Annotated in this window: 18 protein-coding genes; 7 read left to right on the forward strand and 11 right to left on the reverse strand. The window is 71.1% G+C overall.

Annotated elements, in window-relative coordinates; translation table 11 throughout:
- Window positions 1-6: 6 nt before the first annotated feature.
- Window positions 7-2,412, reverse strand: coding sequence for a DNA topoisomerase VI subunit B (locus ACQUQ1_RS14340; protein WP_435064988.1), 2,406 nt, complete (start codon window positions 2,410-2,412; stop codon window positions 7-9).
- A 281-nt stretch (window positions 2,413-2,693) separates the two neighbouring features.
- On the opposite strand from ACQUQ1_RS14340, the gene gyrB reads away from it, so the two are divergent.
- On the forward strand, window positions 2,694-4,628 hold the full coding sequence (gene gyrB / locus ACQUQ1_RS14345; protein WP_435064989.1) for a DNA topoisomerase (ATP-hydrolyzing) subunit B: 1,935 nt from the start codon (window positions 2,694-2,696) through the stop codon (window positions 4,626-4,628).
- Window positions 4,629-4,743: 115 nt separating this feature from the next.
- Window positions 4,744-7,218 carry a DNA gyrase subunit A gene (gene gyrA / locus ACQUQ1_RS14350; protein WP_435064990.1) on the forward strand — a complete coding sequence of 825 codons (2,475 nt, stop codon included), beginning with the start codon at window positions 4,744-4,746 and terminating at the stop codon, window positions 7,216-7,218.
- A gap of 43 nt (window positions 7,219-7,261) precedes the next feature.
- Here gyrA and ACQUQ1_RS14355 read toward each other — a convergent pair whose 3' ends face one another.
- The 3 genes from ACQUQ1_RS14355 to ACQUQ1_RS14365 form a co-directional block, all read right to left on the reverse strand.
- Window positions 7,262-7,981 (reverse strand): SprT-like domain-containing protein, encoded by a 720-nt coding sequence (locus ACQUQ1_RS14355; protein WP_435064991.1) that lies wholly within the window; start codon window positions 7,979-7,981, stop codon window positions 7,262-7,264.
- Between the two features lie 259 nt (window positions 7,982-8,240).
- Window positions 8,241-9,143: an arginase gene (gene rocF, locus ACQUQ1_RS14360; protein ID WP_435064992.1), complete on the reverse strand. Its 903-nt coding sequence runs from the start codon at window positions 9,141-9,143 to the stop codon at window positions 8,241-8,243.
- 107 nt (window positions 9,144-9,250) lie between these two features.
- The gene (locus tag ACQUQ1_RS14365; RefSeq protein WP_435064993.1) at window positions 9,251-10,174 is read right to left on the reverse strand and encodes an NAD-dependent epimerase/dehydratase family protein; all 924 of its coding nucleotides are present in this window, start codon (window positions 10,172-10,174) and stop codon (window positions 9,251-9,253) included.
- 216 nt (window positions 10,175-10,390) lie between these two features.
- On the opposite strand from ACQUQ1_RS14365, the gene ACQUQ1_RS14370 reads away from it, so the two are divergent.
- Window positions 10,391-10,924: an HTH domain-containing protein gene (locus tag ACQUQ1_RS14370; protein ID WP_435064994.1), complete on the forward strand. Its 534-nt coding sequence runs from the start codon at window positions 10,391-10,393 to the stop codon at window positions 10,922-10,924.
- 406 nt (window positions 10,925-11,330) lie between these two features.
- On the opposite strand, the gene ACQUQ1_RS14375 is transcribed toward ACQUQ1_RS14370, so the two are convergent.
- Window positions 11,331-12,569, reverse strand: coding sequence for an NAD(P)/FAD-dependent oxidoreductase (locus ACQUQ1_RS14375; RefSeq protein ID WP_435064995.1), 1,239 nt, complete (start codon window positions 12,567-12,569; stop codon window positions 11,331-11,333).
- A 117-nt stretch (window positions 12,570-12,686) separates the two neighbouring features.
- A complete protein-coding gene (locus ACQUQ1_RS14380; protein ID WP_435064996.1) occupies window positions 12,687-13,523 on the reverse strand; it encodes a nucleoside phosphorylase in 837 nt (278 codons plus the stop codon).
- 179 nt (window positions 13,524-13,702) lie between these two features.
- On the opposite strand from ACQUQ1_RS14380, the gene ACQUQ1_RS14385 reads away from it, so the two are divergent.
- Window positions 13,703-14,845 carry a serine hydrolase domain-containing protein gene (locus tag ACQUQ1_RS14385; RefSeq protein WP_435064997.1) on the forward strand — a complete coding sequence of 381 codons (1,143 nt, stop codon included), beginning with the start codon at window positions 13,703-13,705 and terminating at the stop codon, window positions 14,843-14,845.
- A gap of 42 nt (window positions 14,846-14,887) precedes the next feature.
- Here ACQUQ1_RS14385 and cdd read toward each other — a convergent pair whose 3' ends face one another.
- Window positions 14,888-15,337, reverse strand: a complete 450-nt coding sequence (cdd, locus tag ACQUQ1_RS14390; RefSeq protein WP_435064998.1) for a cytidine deaminase — start codon at window positions 15,335-15,337, stop codon at window positions 14,888-14,890.
- 165 nt (window positions 15,338-15,502) lie between these two features.
- Between cdd and ACQUQ1_RS14395 the strand changes: the two genes are divergently transcribed.
- Together ACQUQ1_RS14395 and ACQUQ1_RS14400 are read left to right on the forward strand one after the other, a co-directional pair.
- Window positions 15,503-15,847 (forward strand): DUF7520 family protein, encoded by a 345-nt coding sequence (locus ACQUQ1_RS14395; protein ID WP_435064999.1) that lies wholly within the window; start codon window positions 15,503-15,505, stop codon window positions 15,845-15,847.
- Between the two features lie 52 nt (window positions 15,848-15,899).
- Complete coding sequence (locus ACQUQ1_RS14400; protein ID WP_435065000.1) at window positions 15,900-16,160, forward strand: hypothetical protein; 261 nt, start codon at window positions 15,900-15,902, stop codon at window positions 16,158-16,160.
- Between the two features lie 48 nt (window positions 16,161-16,208).
- Here the strand turns inward: ACQUQ1_RS14400 and ACQUQ1_RS14405 are convergent, their stop codons facing one another.
- A complete protein-coding gene (locus tag ACQUQ1_RS14405; protein WP_435065001.1) occupies window positions 16,209-16,796 on the reverse strand; it encodes a GNAT family N-acetyltransferase in 588 nt (195 codons plus the stop codon).
- Window positions 16,797-16,893: 97 nt separating this feature from the next.
- Window positions 16,894-17,691: an SDR family NAD(P)-dependent oxidoreductase gene (locus tag ACQUQ1_RS14410; RefSeq protein WP_435065002.1), complete on the reverse strand. Its 798-nt coding sequence runs from the start codon at window positions 17,689-17,691 to the stop codon at window positions 16,894-16,896.
- A 100-nt stretch (window positions 17,692-17,791) separates the two neighbouring features.
- Between ACQUQ1_RS14410 and ACQUQ1_RS14415 the strand changes: the two genes are divergently transcribed.
- Complete coding sequence (locus tag ACQUQ1_RS14415) at window positions 17,792-19,813, forward strand: AMP-binding protein (RefSeq protein WP_435065003.1); 2,022 nt, start codon at window positions 17,792-17,794, stop codon at window positions 19,811-19,813.
- Here ACQUQ1_RS14415 and ACQUQ1_RS14420 read toward each other — a convergent pair.
- Both ACQUQ1_RS14420 and purM read right to left on the reverse strand, forming a co-directional pair.
- A complete protein-coding gene (locus ACQUQ1_RS14420; protein WP_435065004.1) occupies window positions 19,810-20,595 on the reverse strand; it encodes an acetyl-CoA synthetase in 786 nt (261 codons plus the stop codon). The two genes, ACQUQ1_RS14415 and ACQUQ1_RS14420, sit on opposite strands and share 4 nt — an antisense overlap.
- 70 nt (window positions 20,596-20,665) lie before the next feature.
- Complete coding sequence (purM, locus tag ACQUQ1_RS14425; RefSeq protein WP_435065005.1) at window positions 20,666-21,676, reverse strand: phosphoribosylformylglycinamidine cyclo-ligase; 1,011 nt, start codon at window positions 21,674-21,676, stop codon at window positions 20,666-20,668.
- Window positions 21,677-21,895 lie beyond the last annotated feature (219 nt).

Genomic DNA, 21,895 nt, shown 5'->3' on the forward strand with positions numbered 1-21,895 from the left:
TCGGTCTCAGGCGTTCACGGTCAGCTTCTCGGTCTCGATGCCGTCGACGTTCACGTCGAAGTCGGCGTCGCCGGCGACTGTGTACTCCAGGACGGCCTCCTCGCCGCCGGGCACCGTCGGGCTCCACTTCACGAACCACTCCCCGTCGAGGTCGACGACGGTGGCCTCCTCGGGCACGTCCGTCGGCTCGACGCTCACGATGTCTGTCACGTCCGGCTCCTCGTTGCGGTCGGAGTGGTTCTCGACGATCAGTCGGACGGTGTCGCCGTCGCGTTCGCGCTCGACGCCGACGTTGTTCATGATGCGCGCCATCGCCCCGTCGATGTTCGGCCGCTCGCGGCCGGTCACCTCCGCGACCTTGTCGGCCATCTCCGGGAGGATCCGGCCGAGCACGTCCTGCTTCTCGCGGCGCTTCTGCATCGACCGGCGCTTGTTCAGGTAGCTCTTCAGCTCGCGGGCGGCCTCGCGCACGGCCAGCTCGATCTCGTCCTCGATCTCCGGGACGTTCGCGATGGCGTCCTTCGATTCGCTGGTGAACGGCACGTTCGTCGAGGCGACGTGGATCATGATCACCGCGGGGCCGTTGGGCATCCCCGACCCGCCGGGCTGGTCGAGCCCGTAGTTGCGCCAGCCGATGCGCTTGACCACGTCGGTGGTCGCGCAGGCGCCGCGCTGGTACACCAGCGGGACGCGGTTGGCGAACCGGAGCAGGTCGGCCTGCCCGCCGTCCTCCAGCTCGCCCCCGTAGGCGATGCCGGCCTCGACGATGAACGGGTCGCCGCCGTGGACCTCGGCGTCGCGCGTCGCCGCGGCGTAGAAGTCCGCGTCGAACTCCTTGCGCAGGCCCGCCTCGACCAGCTCCGCGGTGATCGGCGCCAGGCAGTCCGTCGGCGGCGCGAGGATGTCCGTCTCGCGCATCGCCTCCAGCAGCTCGGAGGCGGTGTCGCGGTCGCCGGCCGCCTCGCGGACCTTCGGCGGGTCGTCCGGGACGGTGACCATCCGCGACCACAGCGCCTCCACGACGTTCCCGCGGGCGGTCTCCCCGAAGGTGGCGTCGTCGAACTCCTCGGTGTCGTCGGCCGCGTCGTCGACGAGGCGGGCGAGGTCGTCGCGGTCGATCCGGAACCGTCCGTCGCCGGCGGCGAAGCGGCGGGCGAGCCGCTCGGCCATCCCGGCGACGACGGCGTCGTCCTTTCGGGTGGAGGTCGCCTCGTCGACGAGGCCGTACAGGTCGTCGGTGAGCTCGTCCTCGCCGGCGTCCTCGTCGTAGGCGGTCATCGTCGCCCACGCCGCCTCGACGGCGTTCTCGCGGACGGTCGCGCCGAAGCGGGTGCCGTACTCTTCCTCGGCGGCGTCGGCCACCTCCCCGACGATCCCGACGAGCTCGTGGTGGCTCGTGCGCTCGCGCGAGGCGAGCGTGCTCGCGACCTCGCCCGCGAAGAAGCCGGTCGCGTCGGCGCCCTTGTTCGAGACCGCCTCGGCGACGGCGTCCTCGACGGCGTCGGCGTCGGCGCTCCAGCCGAGTTCCCGGCCGAAGTGGCGGTCGCGGAAGTTGTCGAGCACCTTGTCGGCGGTCTTCTTGCCGACGCGGGTGAACTCCTCCTGGAGGAACCCCGAGACGGAGTAGCTCTCGGTCGCCTCCAGCATCTTGATCAGCGTGCCGAGCTCGACCCCGTGGGGGTGGGGCCGGATCTCCGTCGTCTCCGCCGGCAGCTGGTCGGTGCCGCGCTCGAACTTCAGCGGCTCCGCCAGCCCCGGCTCCCGGAGCTCGAGGCGCGCGTGGGGGTTGACGACCGCGGTGTGTTTGATGTAGTCGTGGAGCTGCTGGCGCGCGCGCATGTTCGCCTCCATCTCCACCTCGATGCGCGTGCCGTGCGAGCGGTCCCAGGAGGTGGTCCGCTCGGCCCTGATCTCCGGCTCGTTCGTGTCCGTGTCGATGATCAGCTCGAAGTACTGGGCGTCGGCCTGCCCCTTCGGGCGGGAGGTGATCTTCGCGGGCTTGCCGGAGGTGAGCTGCGAGTAGAGGACGGCCGCGGAGATGCCGATCCCCTGCTGGCCGCGCGACTGCTCGCGGGCGTGAAAGCGGCTCCCGTACAGGAGCTTCCCGAACACCTTCGGGAGCTGTTCCTTCGTGATCCCGGGGCCGTTGTCCTCGACGACGAGGCGGTAGTAGTCGCCGACCTCGCGGATCTCGACGTAGATGTCCGGCCGGATCTCCGCCTCCTCGCAGGCGTCGAGCGCGTTGTCGACGGCCTCCTTGACGGCGGTGACCAGCCCTCGGGCCCCGGAGTCGAACCCGAGCATGTGCTTGTTCTTCTCGAAGAACTCGGCGATGGAGATCTCCCGCTGGCTCTCGGCCAGCTCGTCGGCGATCCCCTGCTCCTCGCCGAGTTGCGACTGAAACGACGTCATTCTCGTGGCGATTCCTATCCGACGTGGGGTTATAACCGTGTCCTCACCGCGGTGAAAGTGAACGGCCGACCGCGGGGGATGGGACCCCTCGCTCGCGGGCGTGTCGGATATCTGTGATCAACCCCGACCGACCGTTCAGTCCGCCCCGAGGCGTCTGGGGCGGGCGGAGAGTCAGGTCAAGGGGACGAACAGGTGCGACCACCGGACGGTATCACGGCCCGCTCACGCGCGCGCGTGGGAGGACTTATAACCAGGGCACCGTTAGGGTAGGGCAAGTTCCTATGTCAGATTCAGGGGATAGTGAGTACGGCGCCGGGCAGATCCAGGTGCTGGAGGGCCTCCAGGCCGTCCGCAAGCGCCCGGCGATGTACATCGGTTCTACGGACTCCCGCGGCCTCCACCATCTGGTCTACGAGGTCGTCGACAACGCGATCGACGAGGCGCTCGCGGGCCACTGCGACGAGATCGCGGTGACGATCCACGACGACGGCTCCGTCTCCGTCTCCGACGACGGCCGCGGCATCCCGGTGGACACCCACGAGAAGTACGAGCGGCCCGCCCTGGAGGTCATCATGACCGTCCTCCACGCGGGCGGGAAGTTCGACAACAAGTCGTACCAGGTCTCGGGCGGACTCCACGGCGTCGGCGTCTCCGTCGTCAACGCCCTCTCGCAGTGGCTGGAGGTCGAGGTGAAACGCGACGGGTACGTCTGGCGCCACCGCTTCGACCACGGCGAACCCGAGGCGGACGGCTTCGAACGCGTCAGGGAGTTGAACGACGACGAGGGGACGGGCACGACGATCCGGTTCTGGCCCGACGCGGACATCTTCGAGACGACCGACTTCTCGTTCGACACGCTCGGGAACCGGCTGCGCGAGCTGGCGTTCCTCAACTCCGGCGTCGAGATCACGCTCGCGGACGAGCGCGACGGCGCCGAGGAGACGTTCCACTACGAGGGCGGCATCCGCGAGTTCGTCGAGTACCTCAACGAGACGCGCACGCCGCTCCACCGCGACGTGATCTACTTCGAGGACGAGGAGTCCGCCGAGGACGGCGTCGTCCAGGTGGAGGTGGCGATGCAGGCGACCGACGAGCTGCAGGGGTCGGTCCACGCCTTCGCCAACAACATCAACACGCGCGAGGGGGGAACCCACCTCACCGGCTTCAAGACGGCGCTGACGCGCGTCGTCAACGACTACGCCAACGAGAACGGCCTCGTCGGCGACCTCGACGGCAACCTGAAGGGCGAGGACGTCCGCGAGGGGCTGACGGCGGTCATCTCGGTGAAGCACCCGGACCCGCAGTTCGAGGGGCAGACGAAGACGAAGCTGGGGAACTCCGAGGTCCGCGGGATCGTCGAGTCGGCGGTCCACGAGAACCTCGGCACCTACTTCGAGGAGCACCCGGACGTCGCCGAGGCGGTCGTGAACAAGGCCGCCGAGGCCGCCCGCGCCCGCAAGGCCGCCAAGAAGGCCGAGGAGCTCACCCGGCGCAAGTCCGCGCTGGAGTCGACGGCGCTCCCCGGGAAGCTCGCGGACTGCCAGTCCCGCGACCCCGAGAACTCAGAGCTGTTCATCGTGGAGGGCGACTCCGCCGGCGGCTCGGCCAAGCAGGGCCGCAACCCCGAGTTCCAGGCGATCCTCCCGCTCGGGGGGAAGATCCTCAACGTCGAGAAGCACCGGCTCGACCGCGTGCTGGAGAACGAGGAGATCCGCAACATGATCACGGCCGTGGGCACCGGCATCGGCGACGAGTTCGACATCGAGGAGGCGCGCTACCACAAGGTCATCATGATGACCGACGCGGACGTGGACGGCGCGCACATCCGGACGCTGCTGCTCACGCTGTTCTACCGCCACATGCGCCCGCTCATCGAGGCGGGGTACGTGTACGCGGCCCAGCCTCCCCTGTACCGCATCCGGTACCGCGGGAACACCTACGACGCGATGACGGAGGCCGAGCGGGAGGCCATCGTCGAGGAGAAGTGCGACGGGAACCCCGACCAGGTCCAGCGGTTCAAGGGCCTCGGGGAGATGAACCCCGAACAGCTGTGGGAGACGACGATGAACCCGGAGAACCGCGTGCTCAAGCAGATCACCATCGACGACGCCGCCGCCGCCGACCGGATGTTCAACGTCCTGATGGGCGACTCGGTGGAGCCGCGCAAGCAGTTCATCAAGGAGCACGCGCCCGAGGCCGAGTGGGTGGACATCTGATGCGAGCGACCGACGCCGACACCGACACGGAGCCGACGGCGACGACGCGAACGACAGCCACGACACGGACGACAGGCATGACGCGACACGGACACACGACGACGGAGGCGTATCGATGAGTTCCGACGTCCCCGACGTGGACCCGGACGAGGTGCGGGCGGCGCAGGTCGACCGCGTCCGCATCGAGGACGAGATGGAGCAGTCGTACATCGACTACGCGATGTCGGTCATCGCGGGCCGCGCCCTGCCCGACGTGCGCGACGGCCTCAAGCCCGTCCACCGGCGCATCCTCTACGCGATGCACGAGATGGGCGTCACCAGCAACACCAGCCACCGCAAGTCATCCTCCATCGTCGGCGAGACGATGGGGGACTACCACCCGCACGGCGACTCCGCCATCTACGACACGCTGGTGAACATGGCCCAGGAGTTCTCCATGCGCTACCCGCTGGTGGACGGCCAGGGGAACTTCGGGTCGATGGACGGCGACCCCGCCGCGGCGATGCGGTACACGGAGGCGCGGATGTCGTCCATCGCCGAGGAGCTGCTGTCCGACATCGGGAAGGGCACCGTCGACTTCTCATCCAACTACGACGACCGCCTGACCGAGCCGGACGTGCTCCCGGCGGCGTACCCGAACCTGCTGGTCAACGGCTCGACCGGCATCGCGGTCGGCATGTCGACGAAGGTGCCGCCGCACAACCTCGGGGAGGTGATCGACGCGACCATCGAGCTGATCGACGACCCCGACGCGACGGTCGCGGACCTGATGGAGCACGTGAAGGGGCCGGACTTTCCGACGGGCGCGAACATCGTCGGCCGCAACTCCGTCCGCGAGGCGTACACGACCGGCCGGGGTCGCGTCCGCGTCCGTGCGGAGATGGAGGTCGAGGAGTACGGCAACGACCGCGAGCGCATCGTCGTCACCGAGCTCCCGTACCAGGAGAACAAGGCGCGCATCGTCGAGCGGATCGCCGAGGACGTCAACGAGGGCGTCATCGAGGGCGTCGCCGACCTCCGTGACGAGTCCGACCGCGACGGCGTCCGCGTGGTCATCGAGCTGAAACGCGGCGCGAACGTCGAGGTGGTGAAGAACCAGCTGCTGGAGCACCACCTGGAGTCGACGTTCGGCGTGATCAACCTCGCGCTGGTCGACGGCCAGCCGAAGGTGCTCACGCTGAAGGAGACGCTGGAGCACTACATCGAGCACCGCAAAGAGGTCGTCACCCGGCGCTCGGAGTACGACCTGCGCGAGGCCGAGGACCGCGCACACATCCTCGAGGGGCGCCTGAAGGCGCTGGAGAACGTCGAGGACGTCGTCGAGACGATCCGCGAGAGCGAGGACCGCGACGCCGCGAGGGCGGCCCTCCGGGGCGCCTTCGACTTCAGCGAGGAGCAGGCCGAGCACATCGTCCGGATGCAGCTCGGCTCGCTCACCTCGATGGAGGCCGCCGAGATCGAGGAGGAGTACGAGGAGGTGCAGGCGCGGATCGAGCGCCTGAACGAGATCCTCGACTCCGAGTCGGAACTGCTCGACGTCATCAAGGAGGAACTGCGCGAGATCAAAGAGGAGTACGACGACGAGCGCCGCACCGGCTTCGTCGAGGACACGGGCACCGTCACCCACGAGGACCTCATCCCGGAGGAGGAGTCGGTGGTCGTGCTCTCGGAGGACGACTACATCAAGCGGATGCCCGCCGCCGACTTCCGCGCGCAGAACCGCGGCGGCAAGGGGATCATCGGCACCGACCTGAAGGAGGGCGACCGCGTCTCCTCGGTGTTCCTCGCGTCCACGCACGACTACCTGTTGTGCTTCACCGACCAGGGGCAGGTGTACCAGCTGAAGACGTACCAGGTGCCGGAGATGGGTCGCACCGCCCGCGGGAAGTCGGCGGTGAACGTCCTCGACCTCGACGACGACGAGGAGCTGACCGCCGTCGTCAACTGCGCCGACCTCGACGGCGAGGAGTACCTCACCATGGTCACCGAGGGCGGGTACGTGAAGCGCACCGCCGGCGACGAGTTCGACAACATCCTCTCGACGGGCATCCGGGCGATCAAACTGGAGGAGGGCGACGCCCTCGCCGACGTGGAGGTCACCGACGGCGAGCGCGACCTCGTGATCGGCACCCGCGACGGGATGGCGATCCGCTTCGACGAGGACGAGGTGCGCGCGATGGGCCGCACCGCCCGGGGCGTGCGCGGCATCAGGCTGGAGGGCGACGACCGCGTCGCCGGCCTCGCCGCCATCGACGAGGCCGCCCACAACTGGGTGCTCACGGTCACGGCCAACGGCTACGGCAAGCGCACCGACCTCGACGAGTACCGCGTCCAGAGCCGCAACGGGAAGGGGCTCATCGACATCAAGACGAACGAGCGAAACGGCCGGGTCTGTGCCGTCGAGGCGGTCACCTACGGCGACCACCTGTTCGCGATGAGCGCCGGCGGCCAGATCATGCGCACCCGCGTCGAGGACATCTCCACCATCGGCCGCAACACGATGGGCGTCACCGTGATGGACCTGGAGGACGGCGACGAGGTCGCGTCCGTCGACGTGCTCCCGGCCGAACGCGTCGAGGACGGCGCGTAGTCGGCCTCGACTCCCTGCCCGCGGCGACGAGTGGCCGGCGCGGTCATTCCCCCGACCGGGTGTCCTCCAGTTCGTAGTAGGCCCCGCAGCAGTCCGTCGGTGCGAGTCGCCCCCGCTGGTCCTCCGTCGGCAGGTCCGCGAGCCGCGTCGTCCGACAGCGCCGGCACCGGTCCGCGACCACGTCGCCGCAGCCCCGACAGCGGACCAGGTACCGTCCCCGGTGGAACGCGGGACAGTGCCGGTCGGCGTTCACCGCGTCGGCGCGCCCGCGGAACCACGCGCCGTGGCCGGTCGCGCCGAACCGGGCGAACTGTTCGACGTGGACGAGTTCGTGCCGGAGGACGCGGCGCCACTCCGCCTCGCCGTAGGCGTCGGCCGCCCGGCGCGAGCAGACGACGTGGCACTCGCGGAGGTCGTCGAACCGGGAGTCAGGGCCCGGGCGTCGGTCGCCGTGCTCGCGGCGGACGGCGTCCCAGTCGAGCGGGTCGCCGACGCTCGCGCCCGGAACCCGCGGGTGCTTCACCGCCGCGGCCCGTCGCTTGGCGCGCCCGGAGACGCGCCACTCGGCGACGACATCGAGCGACGGGAGGCGGTAGTCGTACGTCGCGACCGCCGACTCGGCGTAGTCGCGACTGTAAGCGACGAGGTCGGCGTCGGTCGAGACGTCGCTCCAGCGGATACGGGTGGCTGCGGCCGAGGGGACTGTGAGCGTATCGGATGCGGAGAACGGGGACGAAATAGCGACGGAGTGAACGCTACACAACCGCTTTCACCGGCGCGAGTCCGTGAGCGAGGGCCGAAGGCCCGAGCGAACGGCTTTGGCATTACGGGAAATCACGGATCCCCCGTCAGCAGTCGGGTTCCTCCGGAATCCGACGACACGAACTGGTTTGCCGGGAGGGTTCCCGCAGTGCGAGCGACGTCGGTCGAAAGACGGCGTCGCCGTCTTTCGTGATGACGGAAGGCGCGCCGCGCCTTCCGAACCACGAGCACGAGGAACCCCTCCCGGGAAGGAGGTTCCGTTAGAGAATGCGCTTTCCGAACGCGCTGGCGACGAGTTCGGTCGCGAGTTCGGCGGTCTCGTTGGACTCGTCGAGGACCGGGTTCACCTCGACCACCTCCATCGACCGGACGGCGTCGGCCGCCGCGACCAGCTCCATCGCGTGGTGGGCCTCGCGGTAGGTGACGCCGCCGCGCACGGGCGTGCCGACGCCGGGGGCGATGGTCGGGTCGAGCCAGTCCATGTCGAGGCTGACGTGGACGCCGTCGACGCCGTCGCCCGCGACCGACAGCGCCGCCTCCACCACGTCGGCGACGCCGCGCTCGTCGATGTCGGACATGGTGTAGGCGGTCATCTCCGAGTCGCGGATGGCGGCGCGCTCGGTGTCGTCGAGCGCGCGCAGGCCGACGTACGCGACGTTCTCCTCGCTGAGCCCGGGGGCGTTGGCCCAGTCGACGTCCGCCCACTCCGCGTGGCCGAGGGCCGCCGCCAGCGGCATCCCGTGGACGTTGCCCGAGGGGGAGGTCGTCGGGGTGTTGTAGTCGCCGTGGGCGTCGAACCAGACGGCGCCGACCTCGGCGTCGCGCGAACTGCCCCGGAGGGAGCCGATGGCGACCGAGTGGTCGCCGCCGAGCACGAGCGGGGTGTCGCCGTCGGCGACGGCGTCGGCGACCGCGTCCGCGAGGGCGGTCGTCACCTCCTCCGTCTCGCGCAGGAACTTCGCGTTCCCCCGGCTCGGCTGGCGGGAGTCGGGGTCGCGCTCCTCGGCGCGCGGGACCGAGAGGTCGCCGGCGTCGACGGCGTCCACGCCCGCGGACGCGAGCGCGTCCGCGAGGCCGGCGTAGCGGATGGCGGAGGGGCCCATGTCGACGCCGCGTCGGTCCTGGCCGTAGTCGGTCGGGACGCCGATGATCCGGACGGTCATACCGGATGGCCGGCGTCCGGGGGCTTCAAAACGGGGGGTTCCGGGCGCCGCGTCCGGGGCGGGGTCCGCGGGGTCGGAGGCGACCGCGGCCGTCCGAGTCGGGGCAGTCAACCGTCGAGGTACGGCTCGCAGACCTCGCGGACGCCGTCCGTGAAGTCGACCTCGGGCTCCCAGCCGGTCGCCTCCCTGAACTTCGAGGCGTCCGCCTTCGTGTGGTAGACGTAGTTCTCGATGGGGACCGGCTCGTACACCGGCTCGACGTCGGTGCCGAGCACGTCGTTGATCATGTCGACCATCTCGTTGAAGCTGTAGCTCTCGCCGGTGCCGAGGTTGTACACGCCCGAGAGCCCGTGGTCGGCCGCGAGGACCAGCCCCCGGACGACGTCGGAGACGTGCGTGAAGTCGCGCGTCTGGGAGCCATCGCCCCAGAGGACGGGGGACTCCCCCCGGGCGATCTGTGCGGCGAACTGCGAGACGGTGTTGGCGTACTCGCCCTTGTGCTCCTCGTTGCCGCCGTACCCCTGGTAGACGGAGAAGAACCGCATCCCCGCCAGCGACAGGTCGTCGTAGAAGTCGTCGTAGTACTCGGCGTAGCGCTCCCGCCCCATCATCGAGGCGTCGTAGCCCGTCGACGCCTCCACGTCCATGTCCTCGGGGCACGGCTCCGTCTGGCTCCCGTAGATGGAGGAGGTGGAGGCGTACACGACCGTCTCGCAGCCGTCCGCGCGGGCCTGCTCGACGACGTTGACGAACCCCTCGATGTTCACCCGGGCGCCCTGCCGGGGATGCTCCTCCAGCATCTGCCGGGAGGAGAGGGCCGCGAGGTGGAACACGGCGTCCACGTCGGTCGGGAGGTCGTCGTCGAGCACGTCCGCCTCGACGAACTCGACGTCGTCCGCGAGGTTCTCGCGGGTGCCGAGGAACTCGTTGTCGAGGGCGATCACGTCGTTGCCGTCGGCGGCGAGGGAGTTCGCCAGGTTCGAGCCGATGAAGCCCGCCCCGCCGGTGACGAGCACGCGGGAGTCGTTCATACCCCACCTGCCCGCCGCGACCCCGAAAGCGGTGTCGGTCGGCGTCCGCGACGGCGCCGTCGCCGTCCGCGGCCCCCCTCGGCGACGACCCCGAGACCGACGCCGACGGCGGCGACGACACCTGTCGGCCGATCCGCCGATCGGACGTGTGGGGACGGCTCGCGTGCGCGCCCCGGGTCCGTGGTTTTATGCAGTTTCCCGGAAAACCCTGAACAAATGTCCTCGATCGAACTCACCGACAGTCAGCGGAAGATACTCAACGAGCTGGTGAACCTCTACCGCGAGGAGGAGGACGCGGTGAAGGGCGAGACCATCGCGGAGGCGGTCGGCCGCAACGCCGGCACGATCCGCAACCAGATGCAGAGCCTCAAGGCGCTCCAGCTGGTCGAGGGGGTACCCGGACCGAAGGGCGGGTACAAGCCGACCGCGAACGCGTTCGAGGCGCTGGACCTCCAGAGCCTCGACGAGCCGGCCGCGACGCCGCTGTTCCACGACGGCGAGCGGCTGGAGGACGTCAACGTCCAGGAGATCAACCTCACGTCCGTCCACCACCCGGAGCTGTGCCGCGCGGAGATCCACGTCCAGGCGTCCGTCCGCGACTTCCACGAGGGCGACAAGGTGACCGTCGGCCCGACGCCGCTGTCGAAGCTCGTCATCGAGGGGACCGTCGACGGCAAGGACGACACCGCCTCCGTGCTCATCCTCAAGATCGACAGCATGGAGGCGCCCGCCGACCCGCCCGAGCACTGACTCGTCGGGCCGGGACCGCGCCGGACCGTCGACCGACCGACCGGAGACGACGCGCGCTCGCATGACCGAAGAACCGACAGACGACGGCGACGCGGACGTGTTGCGGCGAGTCCGTGACGGGGTCCGTTCCGCCGGCCGGTTCGCCCTCGACGTGTTCCGCGGTCACGCGCGGAGCCGCCACCTCGACACCCGGGAGGACCGCCGCGGCGACGACCGGGAGCCGAGGGGTGAGTCCGGGGTCCGATCCGGGGAGGGGCCACCGCGGGACCGAACGGGGGGCGGACGGACCGAGCGCTCCGAGCGACGGGAGCGCCGAGAGAACGGAAATTGACGGGGGGTAGCGCCCCGGACCGAGCGGGGCGCGCGGTCCGTCCCCCGGGTGTCGCGCGTCGTCAGTCCGCCCGTCTCACATGTCGCTCCAGGCGTTGACCGCGCGCCCGATGCCCGTGATGTCGGCGATCCACCGGCTCGCGACGCCCTTCTTCAGGACCTTCGCGCCGGGGCCGCCGAACGTGTTGATCGGGACGCCCTGCACGTCGTGGGCGATCGCCTCCTCGCCGACGGAGATGAGCGTCCCCTTGTCCTCGTGTTGCCACGACTTGAGCGGGGCGCCCCGGACGGCGCGCGCGAGGTTCTCGCCGGCGACCTCGGCGGCCTGCCAGGCGGCCTGGGCGGTCGGCGGGGCGACCTCGTCGTCGCCCTGCTCGACCAGCGCCGTGTCGCCGATGGCGAACACGCGGTCGTCGCTCGTCTCGAACGTCGACTCGGCGTACACCCGCCCGGTGCGGTCGTCCGCGTCGACGTCGAACTCCTCGACCTCCTCGTGACCGGTGATGCCGCCGGTCCACAGCAACACGTCGTAGTCCATCACGAGGTCGTCCGAGAAGTCGATCTCCTCCTCCTCGGGGGCGCTGCCGTTCCCGTCCTCGCCGTAGTACGCCTCCTCGGCGCCGCCGAGGTAGACGGCGTGCTCGTCGACCTTCGAGATGAACTCGCCCGTGTGGATCCCGACGTCCTTCTCGAGGAGGCGCTTTCGGATGGCGCCCTGGACCTCGGGGTCGTTGTTCGGGAACACCGAGTCGAGTCCCTCGACGAGCTCGATGTCGATCGGGGCCTTGTGGTCGTCGCGGAACTCCGCGATCTCGCCGGCCGACTGGATGCCCGAGAGGCCGGCGCCGCCGACGATCACCGTCGCGGGGTCGGTCGTGGTCGCCTCCTCGCCGGCCTCCCTGACCGCCCGGTGGATCTCGCGGGCGTCGTCGAGGCTCTTGAGCGTGAGCGCGTGCTCGCGGAGGCCGTCGATGCCGAAGAACGCCGTCGCCGAGCCGACGGCGACGAGCAGGTAGTCGTAGTCGACCTCCTCGCCGTCGCGCGTGCGGACGACGCGCTCGTCGGTGTCGACCTCGGTGACGCGGCCCTTCACGAAGTCCGTGTCGTCGGCTTTGATCTCCTCGACCGGGATCGCCACCTTGGACTCGACCTCCGGCTTGCGGATGACCCGGTGGGCCTCGTGGAGGACGAGGTGGTAGTCGTGTTCCGACACCCACGTCAGCTCCGCCTCGCCGGGTTCGATCGCGTTCTCGAACGACTTCACCGTCCCGGCGCCGGCGTACCCGGCCCCGACGACGACGACCTGCGTACTCATACGGTTCGGTTCCGAGTCGGAGGATAAAGACGTGTTGAAACCGCCGGCAGCGGACGGCTCGCCGTCTCGCGATCCCCGGGGACCGACCGCCGGACGGGACGGGGACGCGGATCCCGCCTACTCCAGCGACAGGCCGGCGTGCCAGCGGTCGACGCCCGCCTCACGCTTCACCTCGTCCATGCGCGCCAGGAGCGCCGCCGCGAGGCTGGCGCACTCGGCCGCCCGCGACTCGCCCTCCGTTCGGAACTCCCCGGTGACGCGGTTGGCGTACACCGTGCACACCGCGCCGGCGCGGAGGCCGTACACGTTCGCGATGGTGAGGATGGCGGCCGCCTCCATCTCGATGTTCCGCACGTTCGCCTCCCGGAGTTCCTCGACGAGCGTGTCGCTGCCGGCGGCCTCGAACCCCTCGAACCCGGGGCGACCCTGCCCGGCGTAGAAGGAGTCCGCCGACATCGTGATCCCGACGTGGTAGTCGTACCCGAGGCGCTCGGCGGCGGCGACGAGCGCCGAGACCACCTCGTGGTCGGCGGCGGCGGGGTAGTCCTCGCGGACGTACTCCGCGCTGGTCCCCTCCTGGCGAACGGCCCCCGAGGTGATGACGAGGTCGCCCACGTCCATCCCCTCCTGGATGGCGCCGCAGGAGCCCACGCGGATGAACGTGTCCGCGCCGACGCGCGCGAGTTCCTCGACGGCGATGGCCGCCGAGGGGGAGCCGATACCGGTGGAGGTGACCGAGAGCGGTTCGCCGTCGTACTCGCCGGTCGCGGTGCGGTACTCCCGGTGGAAGGCCCGCTCGTCGTACTCGTCCCACAGCGCGGTCACCTTGTCGACGCGCTCGGGGTTGCCGGGGAGCAGGACGGTGTCGGCCACGTCGCCGGGGGCGACCTCGACGTGGTACTGGACCTCGTCGTTGGGGTCCTCGCTGTCGTCGCTCGGGTCGGTGTCGCTCATGTCGTCGGACTTCTGCGAGGGCCCTTGTAGTTCGCTCGCTTTCGCGGACCGGCGAAGCGCACGCGGACGGGAACGGCGATCGGGCCGGGGGACGGGACGCGTTCGATCCCGTCGCTCCGCCGGGTCGTCCGCTTCGCCGGATTCCCGCCGCTTTTCGGCCCCCGCGCGGACGCCCGGACATGGAGTTCCCAGCCCCCGGCGACGAAGGGTTCGCGCGCGCCGACCCGAGCGCGGTCGGGCTCGACCCCGCCGCCGTCGAGGACGCCGTCGAGTTCCACCTGACGACCGGCACGCCGCCCGAACAGGTCGCGTACGACTTCTCGAACCAGGAGCCGTGGGACGAGAGCGAGGGCGAACTCGGCTACACACTCGGACCGATGCCCGACCGCCGCGGCGGCCCCGCCGGCCTGATCCTGAAGGGGGGACGGCTGGTCGCCGAGTGGGGCGACACCCGCCGGGTCGACCACTCGTTCTCGGTGGCGAAGTCGTTCCTCTCGGTCGTCGCGGGCGTCGCGTGGGACCGCGGCCTGTTCGAACTGGACGGGCGGGTGGCGGACAGCGAGGGCCACGCCGACGACGGCGGCTTCGACTCCGAACAGAACGAGTCGATCACGTGGCGACACCTCCTGCAGCAGACCAGCGAGTGGGAGGGGACGCTGTTCGACCGGCCCGACTCCGTCGACCGCAACCGCGGCGTGGGCAAGACCGGCGGACCCGGGAAGGGCGAAGGGCGGGACCTGGAGGAGCCGGGCACCCACTGGGAGTACAACGACGTGCGGATCAACCGCCTCGCGCTGTCGCTGCTTCGGCTGTGGGCGAAGCCGCTTCCCCGGGTCCTCGCCCACGAGGTGCTCGACCCCGCGGGCGCGACGCGGACGTGGGAGTGGCACGGCTACCACAACTCCGACGTGGAGGTGGAGGGCCGGACGATGCGGTCGGTCTCCGGCGGCGGCCACTGGGGCGGCGGGCTGTGGGCGTCCGCGCGCGACCTCGCGCGGGCGGGTCACCTCCTCCTCGCCGAGGGTCGGTGGGAGGGGACGCGACTGCTCTCGGCGGACTGGGTCGAGCGGGCGATCGAGCCGTGCCCGGAGAACCCCAATTACGGCTTCCTGCTGTGGCTCAACACCGACCGGACGCTGTGGCCGTCGGCGCCGGAGTCGGCGTACGCGATGCTCGGGCACGGGCAGAACGTCGTCTGGGTCGACCCCGAACACGACCTCGTGGTCGTCCTCCGGTGGCTGGCGCTGTCGGACGACCGGGAGGGACGCGAGGACCTCCCGAACCAGGACCGCTTCCTCCGGCGGCTGCTCGACGGGGTCTGACGCCGACGCCGGCCCGGTTCGCCTCCCGTCACCGCCCTCGTCTCACCGCTGCCGGCGCCGCTCGGCCGCGTCCGTCAGCGTCTCCAGGCTGATCGTGTCGGGGAGCAGTTCCCCGAGCGTGTACGTCGCCAGCGAGTCGCCCTCGTCGCAGACGACCTCCAGGTCGGCGTCGCAGAACTCCGCGAGCGTCTGGCGACACATCCCGCAGGGGGTGACGCCGTCGCGGGCGTCGGAGGCGACCGCGAGGCGGTCGAACTCGGTGTGGCCCGCCTTCACCGCCTCCGCGATCGCGACCTCCTCGGCGTGCAGGGAGTTGGAGTAGTTCGCGTTCTCGATGTTGCAGCCGACGTAGACGGTCCCGTCGGCGGCGCGGAGCGCGGCGCCGACCGGGTACTCGGAGTATGGGACGTACGCGTCAGCGAACGCCTCGCGGGCGGCGGCGACGAGCGGGTCGTCGGCGGGGTCGGCGGAGTCTGCGGTGTCCTCGGTCATACCCGGACGGTCCGCCGCTCCGTGCTTAAACGTGGGCACCACGGAACCCACCCCGGCGGTTCCGGGACCCGCGGCCGGCGACGCGGATGCGGCGCCGACGGCGGACGGCCGAGGCCTCGCCGCCGGCCCGACAGCGCCTTGTTCCCCGCGGCCCAACCGCCGGCAGTGAGCGATCGAGGCGCGGCCGTCGACGACGGCGAGGGAGCAGGCGCCGGCAGCGGTGGGGGGGCCGACACCGCCGTCGAGGGCGAGGACGGGACCGTCGAGGCGTCGGGCCGGCCGTACCTGCTCGGAGCGGCGGCGGTCGTCACGCTGTTCGCCGCGGCCGCGGGCTACGTCGTCGCGGCGAACAACGCCGTCGACGCGGTGCGGATGTTCGGCGTCGTCACGGTCCCGGGGTCGCCGGCGGCCGTCGCCGCCTACGGCGCCCTCCTCTCGCTGCTGCTGCTCGGGGGGCTGTTCGGGCTGGTGACCGTCGCCTCCCGGTTCGACGACGACGCCGTGAACTGAACCCGGAACCGGCGAGCGCGCTCTTTTTATGGCCCGGGACCCGACTCCGGGTATGCCCACGGGCGCGAGCGACACGGCCGAGGCGCGCGACGTCGGCCCCGGCGGGCCGGAGGGGGAGTCGTCCGGCCGCAACCGCAAGCGGGCCGCGCTCGCGGTGTTGCCGTTCCTCGCGATCGGCGTCGGGAACGTGGTGTTGATCCTGTTTCAGGGGCTGGAACCGCTGTGGGGCTTCCTGATCCTCCCGCCGGTCCTGTTCTGCTCGATGCTCGCGTACCTCGTGTTCTCGACGAACTTCCTCGAGGGGCGCACCTGAGACGCCGGGTCGCGACGCTCGCGAGGGGCCCCGGGCGGACGGTCCCGACTACCGCCCGGTGTCGTACTTGTAGGTCGCCTCGTCGGGGTCGATGCCGAAGTCCTCGGCGGCCTCCTCCGGGGAGGGCTCGGGGTCGCCACCCTCGGGCGTGGCGTTCTTGAACCGCTCGCGGAGCCGGTCGGGCATCTCGAACCGGTCGCGGCGGAGCCGAAGCGGCGTCACGTCGCCCTCGCTGTCCCGGCGCACCACCTCCAGCCGCTCGGCGAGGGCGTCGGGCACCCCCCCCTCCTCGAGCGCCTCGAAGCCGAACTGCGCGAGGTACGTGGCCGTCGGCGTGAAGCAGTACACCTCGTCGAACCCCTGGTCGCCCGCCTTCTCGACGAGCCGCTCGATCACGTGCGCGCCAACCCCCTGGCCGCGCCACGTCTCTAGCACCCCGATCCCTGTCAACTCGACGAACTCGCCGTCGTCGGTCTTGTGGATCCGGAGGCGGCCGAAGCCGGCGCGGGCGTTCGACCCCTCGTCGACCGCGATGACGTAGTCCCGCGACCGGAACGAGCGCTCGTCGAGCCCCATCTCCTCGATGCGATCGAGCAGCCACGCCTCGTCGCGGTTCTTGGCGTCGCGGACGTACATGGTGAACGGTACGGGGGGCCGGGAGTTACCGTTTGTGGGGACGGCGGCCGCACGGGCCGGCGACGGGACGCGGGGGATTCCGTCCGTTCCGTCGCCCTCACCGCGCGGTCCACCCGCCGTCGACGGCCAGACACGCCCCCGTCACGTACGAGGCGGCGTCGCTGGCGAGGAACACGACGGGGCCGGCGACCTCCTCCGGGTCGGCGAACCGGCCGAGCGGCGTCCGGTCGCGGATCGACTCCTCGAGCCGCTCGTTCCCCTCGATCTCGGCGGTGAGGTCCGTGAAGACGAACCCCGGCGCGACCGCGTTCACGCGCACGTCCGGCGCCCAGTCGAGCGCCATCGACCTCGTGATCCCCACGAGGCCGTGCTTCGAGGCGACGTAGGGGTGCTGGCGGGGGAGGCCGACCAGCCCGCCGACGGAGGCGACGTTGACGAGGCACCCGCCGTCGCTCGCGCGCAGACCCTCCGCGGCCGCGCGGGCGCAGCGGAGCGCCCCCCGGAGGTTCACGTCGAGCACGAACCCGGCGTCCTCCTCGGTCGTCGCCTCGGGCGTCCCGAGCGCGCCCGCGGGGTTGACGCCGGCGTTGTTCACCACGACGTCCGGCCCCCCCAACTCCGCCTCGACGGTCGCCATCAGGTCGGTCACCTCGTCGGCGTCGGTCACGTCCGTCGGGCACGCGAGAGAGTCGACGCCGCGGGACTCGACGGCCGAGACGGCGTCCTCGACGGCCCCGTCGGTCCTGCTCGTGGGGACCACGTCGGCGCCGGCGTTCGCCAGCCCGAGCGCGACGGCCCGGCCGATGCCGCGGGTGCCGCCGGTGACGACGGCGACGCGGCCCGAGAGGTCGAGGGCGGTCGCGGGGTCGAACTCGGCGGCGGTGTCGTCGGTCATGGGGGCGACCACGCGCGGACGGTACTTCGCTCTTGGCTCGCGCGGCCCCGGGGCGTCCGCCGTGTAAAACTACTTGCCGTCTCCGCAAAAACGGCCGGCCATGAGCAGCGACCCGGAGCCCGCCTTCGACATCGACACGGTCGTCCACGAGCCGGACGAGGCGTTCGCGGAGGCGACGAACGTCCGCGCGTTCATGCGCGAGTACGGCATCGACGGCTACGAGGAACTCATCGAGCGCACGACGACCGACCTCGACGGGGAGCCCGACTCCGGCGTCGACTGGTTCTGGGACGAGGTCGTCGACTACCTCGGGATCGAGTTCTACGAGGCGTACGACGAGGTGCGCGACGACACCGACGGCCCGCAGTTCACCGACTGGTACCCCGGCGGGGAGATCAACATCGCGCACAACGTCCTCGACCGCCACGCCGCGGGCGACGCCCGCGACGACGTGGCCTGCGTCTGGGAGGGCGAACCCGGGGACGTGCGCGAGGTCACCTTCGGCGACCTCCACGAAGGGGCGAACCGCGTCGCGAACTACCTCGAATCGCGGGGCGTCGGGACGGGCGACACGGTCGGCCTCTACATGGCGATGGTGCCGGAGGTGATGAGCATCCTCTACGGGTGCTTCAAGGTCGGCGCCATCGCGGTGCCCATCTTCTCCGGGTTCGGCGTCGACGCGACCGCGACCCGGATCGACGACTCGGAGTGTTCGGTGCTGTTCACCGGCGACGGCTTCTACCGCCGCGGAAGCGAGGTACTGCTGAAGGACACCGCCGACGAGGCCATCGCGGAGGCTGGTCACGTCGAGGACGTAGTCGTCCACGATCGACTGGGCGCCAGCGACCCGTCCGAGGACGTCGACATCCCGTGGACCGACGACCGCGACGAGTGGTGGAGCGAGTCCGTCGCCGAGGCGTCCCCCGAGTACGAGACGAAGTCGCTGCCCGCCGATCAGGAGTCGATGCTGCTGTACTCCTCGGGGACGACGGGGACGCCGAAGGGGATCGTCCACACCCACGCCGGGGTGCAGGTGCAGTGCGCCAAGGAGATCCACTTCGGGTTCGACCGGAAGCCGGACGACGTCTTCTGGTGGGTCTCGGACATCGGCTGGATGATGGGGCCGTGGACGCTCATCGGCAACCACACCTTCGGGGGCACGGTCCTGATGTACGAGGGGGCGCCCGACCACCCCGGCCCGGACCGCTTCTGGGAGACGATCGACCGCCACGACGTGACGCAGTTCGGAATCTCCCCCACCGCCATCCGCGCGCTCCGCAAGCACGGCGACGAGCACGTCGAGGGGCACGACCTCTCCAGCCTCCGGATCCTCGGGTCGACCGGCGAGCCGTGGGACCCCGAGTCGTGGCTGTGGTTCTACGAGCACGTCGGGGGCGGCGAGATCCCGATCGTCAACATCTCGGGCGGAACCGAGATCTGCGGGTGCTTCCTCATGCCGATGCCCGACCAGCCGCTCAAGCCGTGTACGCTCGGCGGACCGGGGCTCGGCATGGACGTCGACATCGTCGACGAGGACGGCGAGTCGATCGCCGACTCCCACGAGCGGGGCTACCTCGTCGCGCGCGACTCCTGTCCCTCGATGACCAAGAGCCTCTGGTCGGGCGACGAGCGCTACCTGGAGGAGTACTGGTCGAAGTACACCGACCCGCCCATGTGGAACCACGGGGACTGGGCCCAGAAGGACGAGGACGGCTTCTGGTTCCTCCACGGCCGCGCCGACGACGCGCTCAACGTCGCCGGCCGGAAGGTCGGGCCCGCCGAGATCGAGGGGGTGCTCATCGACCACGACGCCGTGAACCAGGCCGCGGCCGTCGGCGTCGACGACGAGACGACCGGCACCGCCGTCGTCGCGTACGTGGTGCTGGAGTCGGGCGTCGAGCCGAGCGAGGAACTCCGCGAGGAACTCCGCGGCCTCGTCGGCGAGGAACACGGCAAGCCGTTCCGGCCCCGCGAGATCCTGTTCGTCGAGGCGTTCCCGAAGACGCAGTCGGGGAAGATCATCCGCCGGGCCATCGCCGCCGTTCACCGGGGCGAGGACCCCGGCGACCTCTCCTCGATGGAGAACCCCGAGGCGCTGGAGGCGATCCGGGAGGCGAGCTAGCGCGGGTCGACCGACGGGAACGTAACGGCCTCGAGCCCGAGCGTCCGGTCCTCCGGCGCGTCGCCGCCGCTGTCGCCGTCCACGACGACCGCCGCGGTCGCGTCGAGCGACGCGTCCCTTCCCGGGAGCGCGACCGCCCCGCCCGCGACGAGCGGCGCGAGCACCCCGGCTGCGACCGTCCGGGGGTCCGACAGCGGCGCGCGCACCGCGACCCGGGAGTCGGAGTCGAGGGCGAGCGCCCCGACCGCGTCGCCGGCGGCCGCCAGCAGGTCGGCGTGCGAGTACGTCGTCCCGGTCTCGGCGTCGCGAAGCACGGCGTCCCCGGGGTCGTGGACGGTGGGCGGGAACGCCGGGTTCTCGCTCCACACCTCCTGCTCCCAGTGGGTGGTGTCGGGGCGGTCGGGGGCGCCGCCGAAGACGCACAGCTTCGAGCCCCCGGGGAGGTCGAACGCCGACTCGCGCTCGGCCGGGACGACGACCGCGCGGGCGTCGCTCTCGGGGTCGATGTCGGCGTCGAACTCCGTCACCGCGCCGAGGAGCGCGGCGCCGAAGAACGTGAGCAGCGGCTCCGGGAGCGGGGTCGGGTCGACGACGAGGCGGTCGCCCTCGCGGACGCCCACGTGCCTGAGGACGTTGCCCGCCTTGCAGGCGGTGTTGCAGAGGTCGAAGTAGCTGTACGTGCGGTCGAGTTCGGCGGCGTGGAGCGCCAGGCGCTCGGAGCGGCGCTCGCGGGCGACGAGGTCGCCGACCAGGTCGAACTCCTCGGGGGCGTCCGCGGTCATCGTGCGCCGTTGGGCCGGGAGGGGCAAGAGACGCACGGCGACGCGGCGCCGCCGTGTGTCGTCGCCCGGCTTACAGCTCCAGCCCGCGGACCGCGACGCCCTCGCCCTCCGCGACCGTGCCGATCACCCGCCCGTCGGTCTCGGCCGCCAGCGACTCGGCGTCCGCGGGGTCGAGCGCGGCGACGAAGCCCGTCCCCATGTTGAAGGTGCGGTGCATCTCCTCGTCGGCGACGTTCCCCTGCTCCTGCACGAACTCGAACACGGGCTGTGCGGGCCAGGGGTCCGTCACCTCGTAGCGGTGCTCGCCCAGGCGCTCCAGGTTCGTCCACCCGCCGCCGGTGACGTGGGCCGCGCCGCGGACGCCGTGTTCGCGCATCGGGTCGAGGAGGTCGGCATAGATGCGCGTCGGTTCGAGGAGCGCCTCGCCGACGGTGTCGTACCCCTCGAACGGGCACGGGTCCGTGTACTCGTGGTCGCGGGTGGCCGCCTCGCGCGCGAGCGTGAGCCCGTTCGAGTGGACGCCCGAGGAGGCCCAGCCGACGAGCGCGTCGCCGGGCTCCGCGTGCCCGTCGAAGACGGCGTCCTTGGCGACGAGGCCGGCGCAGGTCCCCGCTAGGTCGAGCCCCCGGATCACCTCGGGCATCACCGCCGTCTCGCCGCCGACGAGTTCGACGCCGGCGCGCTCGGCTCCCTCGCGCAGGCCCGCGCCCACCTGCTCGGAGAACGTCTCGTCGGGCTCGTCGACCGCGAGGTAGTCGACGAACGCGACCGGGTCGACGCCGGCGGCGACGAGGTCGTTCGCGTTCATCGCGATGCAGTCGATGCCGACCGTCGAGTAGTCCCCCAGCGCCTCGGCGACGAGCAGCTTCGTCCCGACGCCGTCGGTGGCGAGCGCGAGGTAGCGGTCGCCGATGTCGAGCAGGCCGGCGTAGTCGCTCCCCTCCGCGCCGGCGTCGCCGACGGCCGACACGAGCGCGGCCGTCGCCGCCTCGCTGGCGTCGATGTCGACGCCCGCGTCGGCGTAGGTGAGTCCCTCCTCTTCCCCGGTGTCCGCGTCGTCCCCCGCGGCGTCGTCGGTCATGGTCGTGAGGGGTTCGGGCGGGAGCAAAAGCGCACCGACAGCGCGGCCGAGCGGAGCGAGGCCGCGGCCCACGGCGGCGAGGTCCGGAGGGCCGAGCCGCCCACGGAGACAGCGAGGCCTCGGACGGACGGCGGCGAGGTCCGGAGGGCCGAGCCGCCCACGGAGACAGCGAGGCCGAGTGAATCGAGGCCTCGAAAGGCGGCGGCGAGGTCCTGTGCC

Origin of the sequence: Halobaculum sp. EA56 (assembly GCF_051195075.1) — an archaeon.
GTDB lineage: Archaea > Halobacteriota > Halobacteria > Halobacteriales > Haloferacaceae > Halobaculum.

Coding starts and splice junctions, on each gene's coding strand:
- ACQUQ1_RS14375 (WP_435064995.1), bottom strand. CDS start 12,569: ATGAGTACGCAGGTCGTCGTCGTCGGGGCCGGGTACGCCGGCGCCGGG.
- ACQUQ1_RS14370 (WP_435064994.1), top strand. CDS start 10,391: ATGTCCTCGATCGAACTCACCGACAGTCAGCGGAAGATACTCAACGAG.
- ACQUQ1_RS14405 (WP_435065001.1), bottom strand. CDS start 16,796: ATGTACGTCCGCGACGCCAAGAACCGCGACGAGGCGTGGCTGCTCGAT.
- ACQUQ1_RS14380 (WP_435064996.1), bottom strand. CDS start 13,523: ATGAGCGACACCGACCCGAGCGACGACAGCGAGGACCCCAACGACGAG.
- gyrB (WP_435064989.1), top strand. CDS start 2,694: ATGTCAGATTCAGGGGATAGTGAGTACGGCGCCGGGCAGATCCAGGTG.
- purM (WP_435065005.1), bottom strand. CDS start 21,676: ATGACCGACGACGCCGCGGGGGACGACGCGGACACCGGGGAAGAGGAG.
- ACQUQ1_RS14420 (WP_435065004.1), bottom strand. CDS start 20,595: ATGACCGCGGACGCCCCCGAGGAGTTCGACCTGGTCGGCGACCTCGTC.
- ACQUQ1_RS14385 (WP_435064997.1), top strand. CDS start 13,703: ATGGAGTTCCCAGCCCCCGGCGACGAAGGGTTCGCGCGCGCCGACCCG.
- cdd (WP_435064998.1), bottom strand. CDS start 15,337: ATGACCGAGGACACCGCAGACTCCGCCGACCCCGCCGACGACCCGCTC.
- ACQUQ1_RS14340 (WP_435064988.1), bottom strand. CDS start 2,412: ATGACGTCGTTTCAGTCGCAACTCGGCGAGGAGCAGGGGATCGCCGAC.
- ACQUQ1_RS14415 (WP_435065003.1), top strand. CDS start 17,792: ATGAGCAGCGACCCGGAGCCCGCCTTCGACATCGACACGGTCGTCCAC.
- ACQUQ1_RS14400 (WP_435065000.1), top strand. CDS start 15,900: ATGCCCACGGGCGCGAGCGACACGGCCGAGGCGCGCGACGTCGGCCCC.
- rocF (WP_435064992.1), bottom strand. CDS start 9,143: ATGACCGTCCGGATCATCGGCGTCCCGACCGACTACGGCCAGGACCGA.
- ACQUQ1_RS14365 (WP_435064993.1), bottom strand. CDS start 10,174: ATGAACGACTCCCGCGTGCTCGTCACCGGCGGGGCGGGCTTCATCGGC.
- ACQUQ1_RS14410 (WP_435065002.1), bottom strand. CDS start 17,691: ATGACCGACGACACCGCCGCCGAGTTCGACCCCGCGACCGCCCTCGAC.
- gyrA (WP_435064990.1), top strand. CDS start 4,744: ATGAGTTCCGACGTCCCCGACGTGGACCCGGACGAGGTGCGGGCGGCG.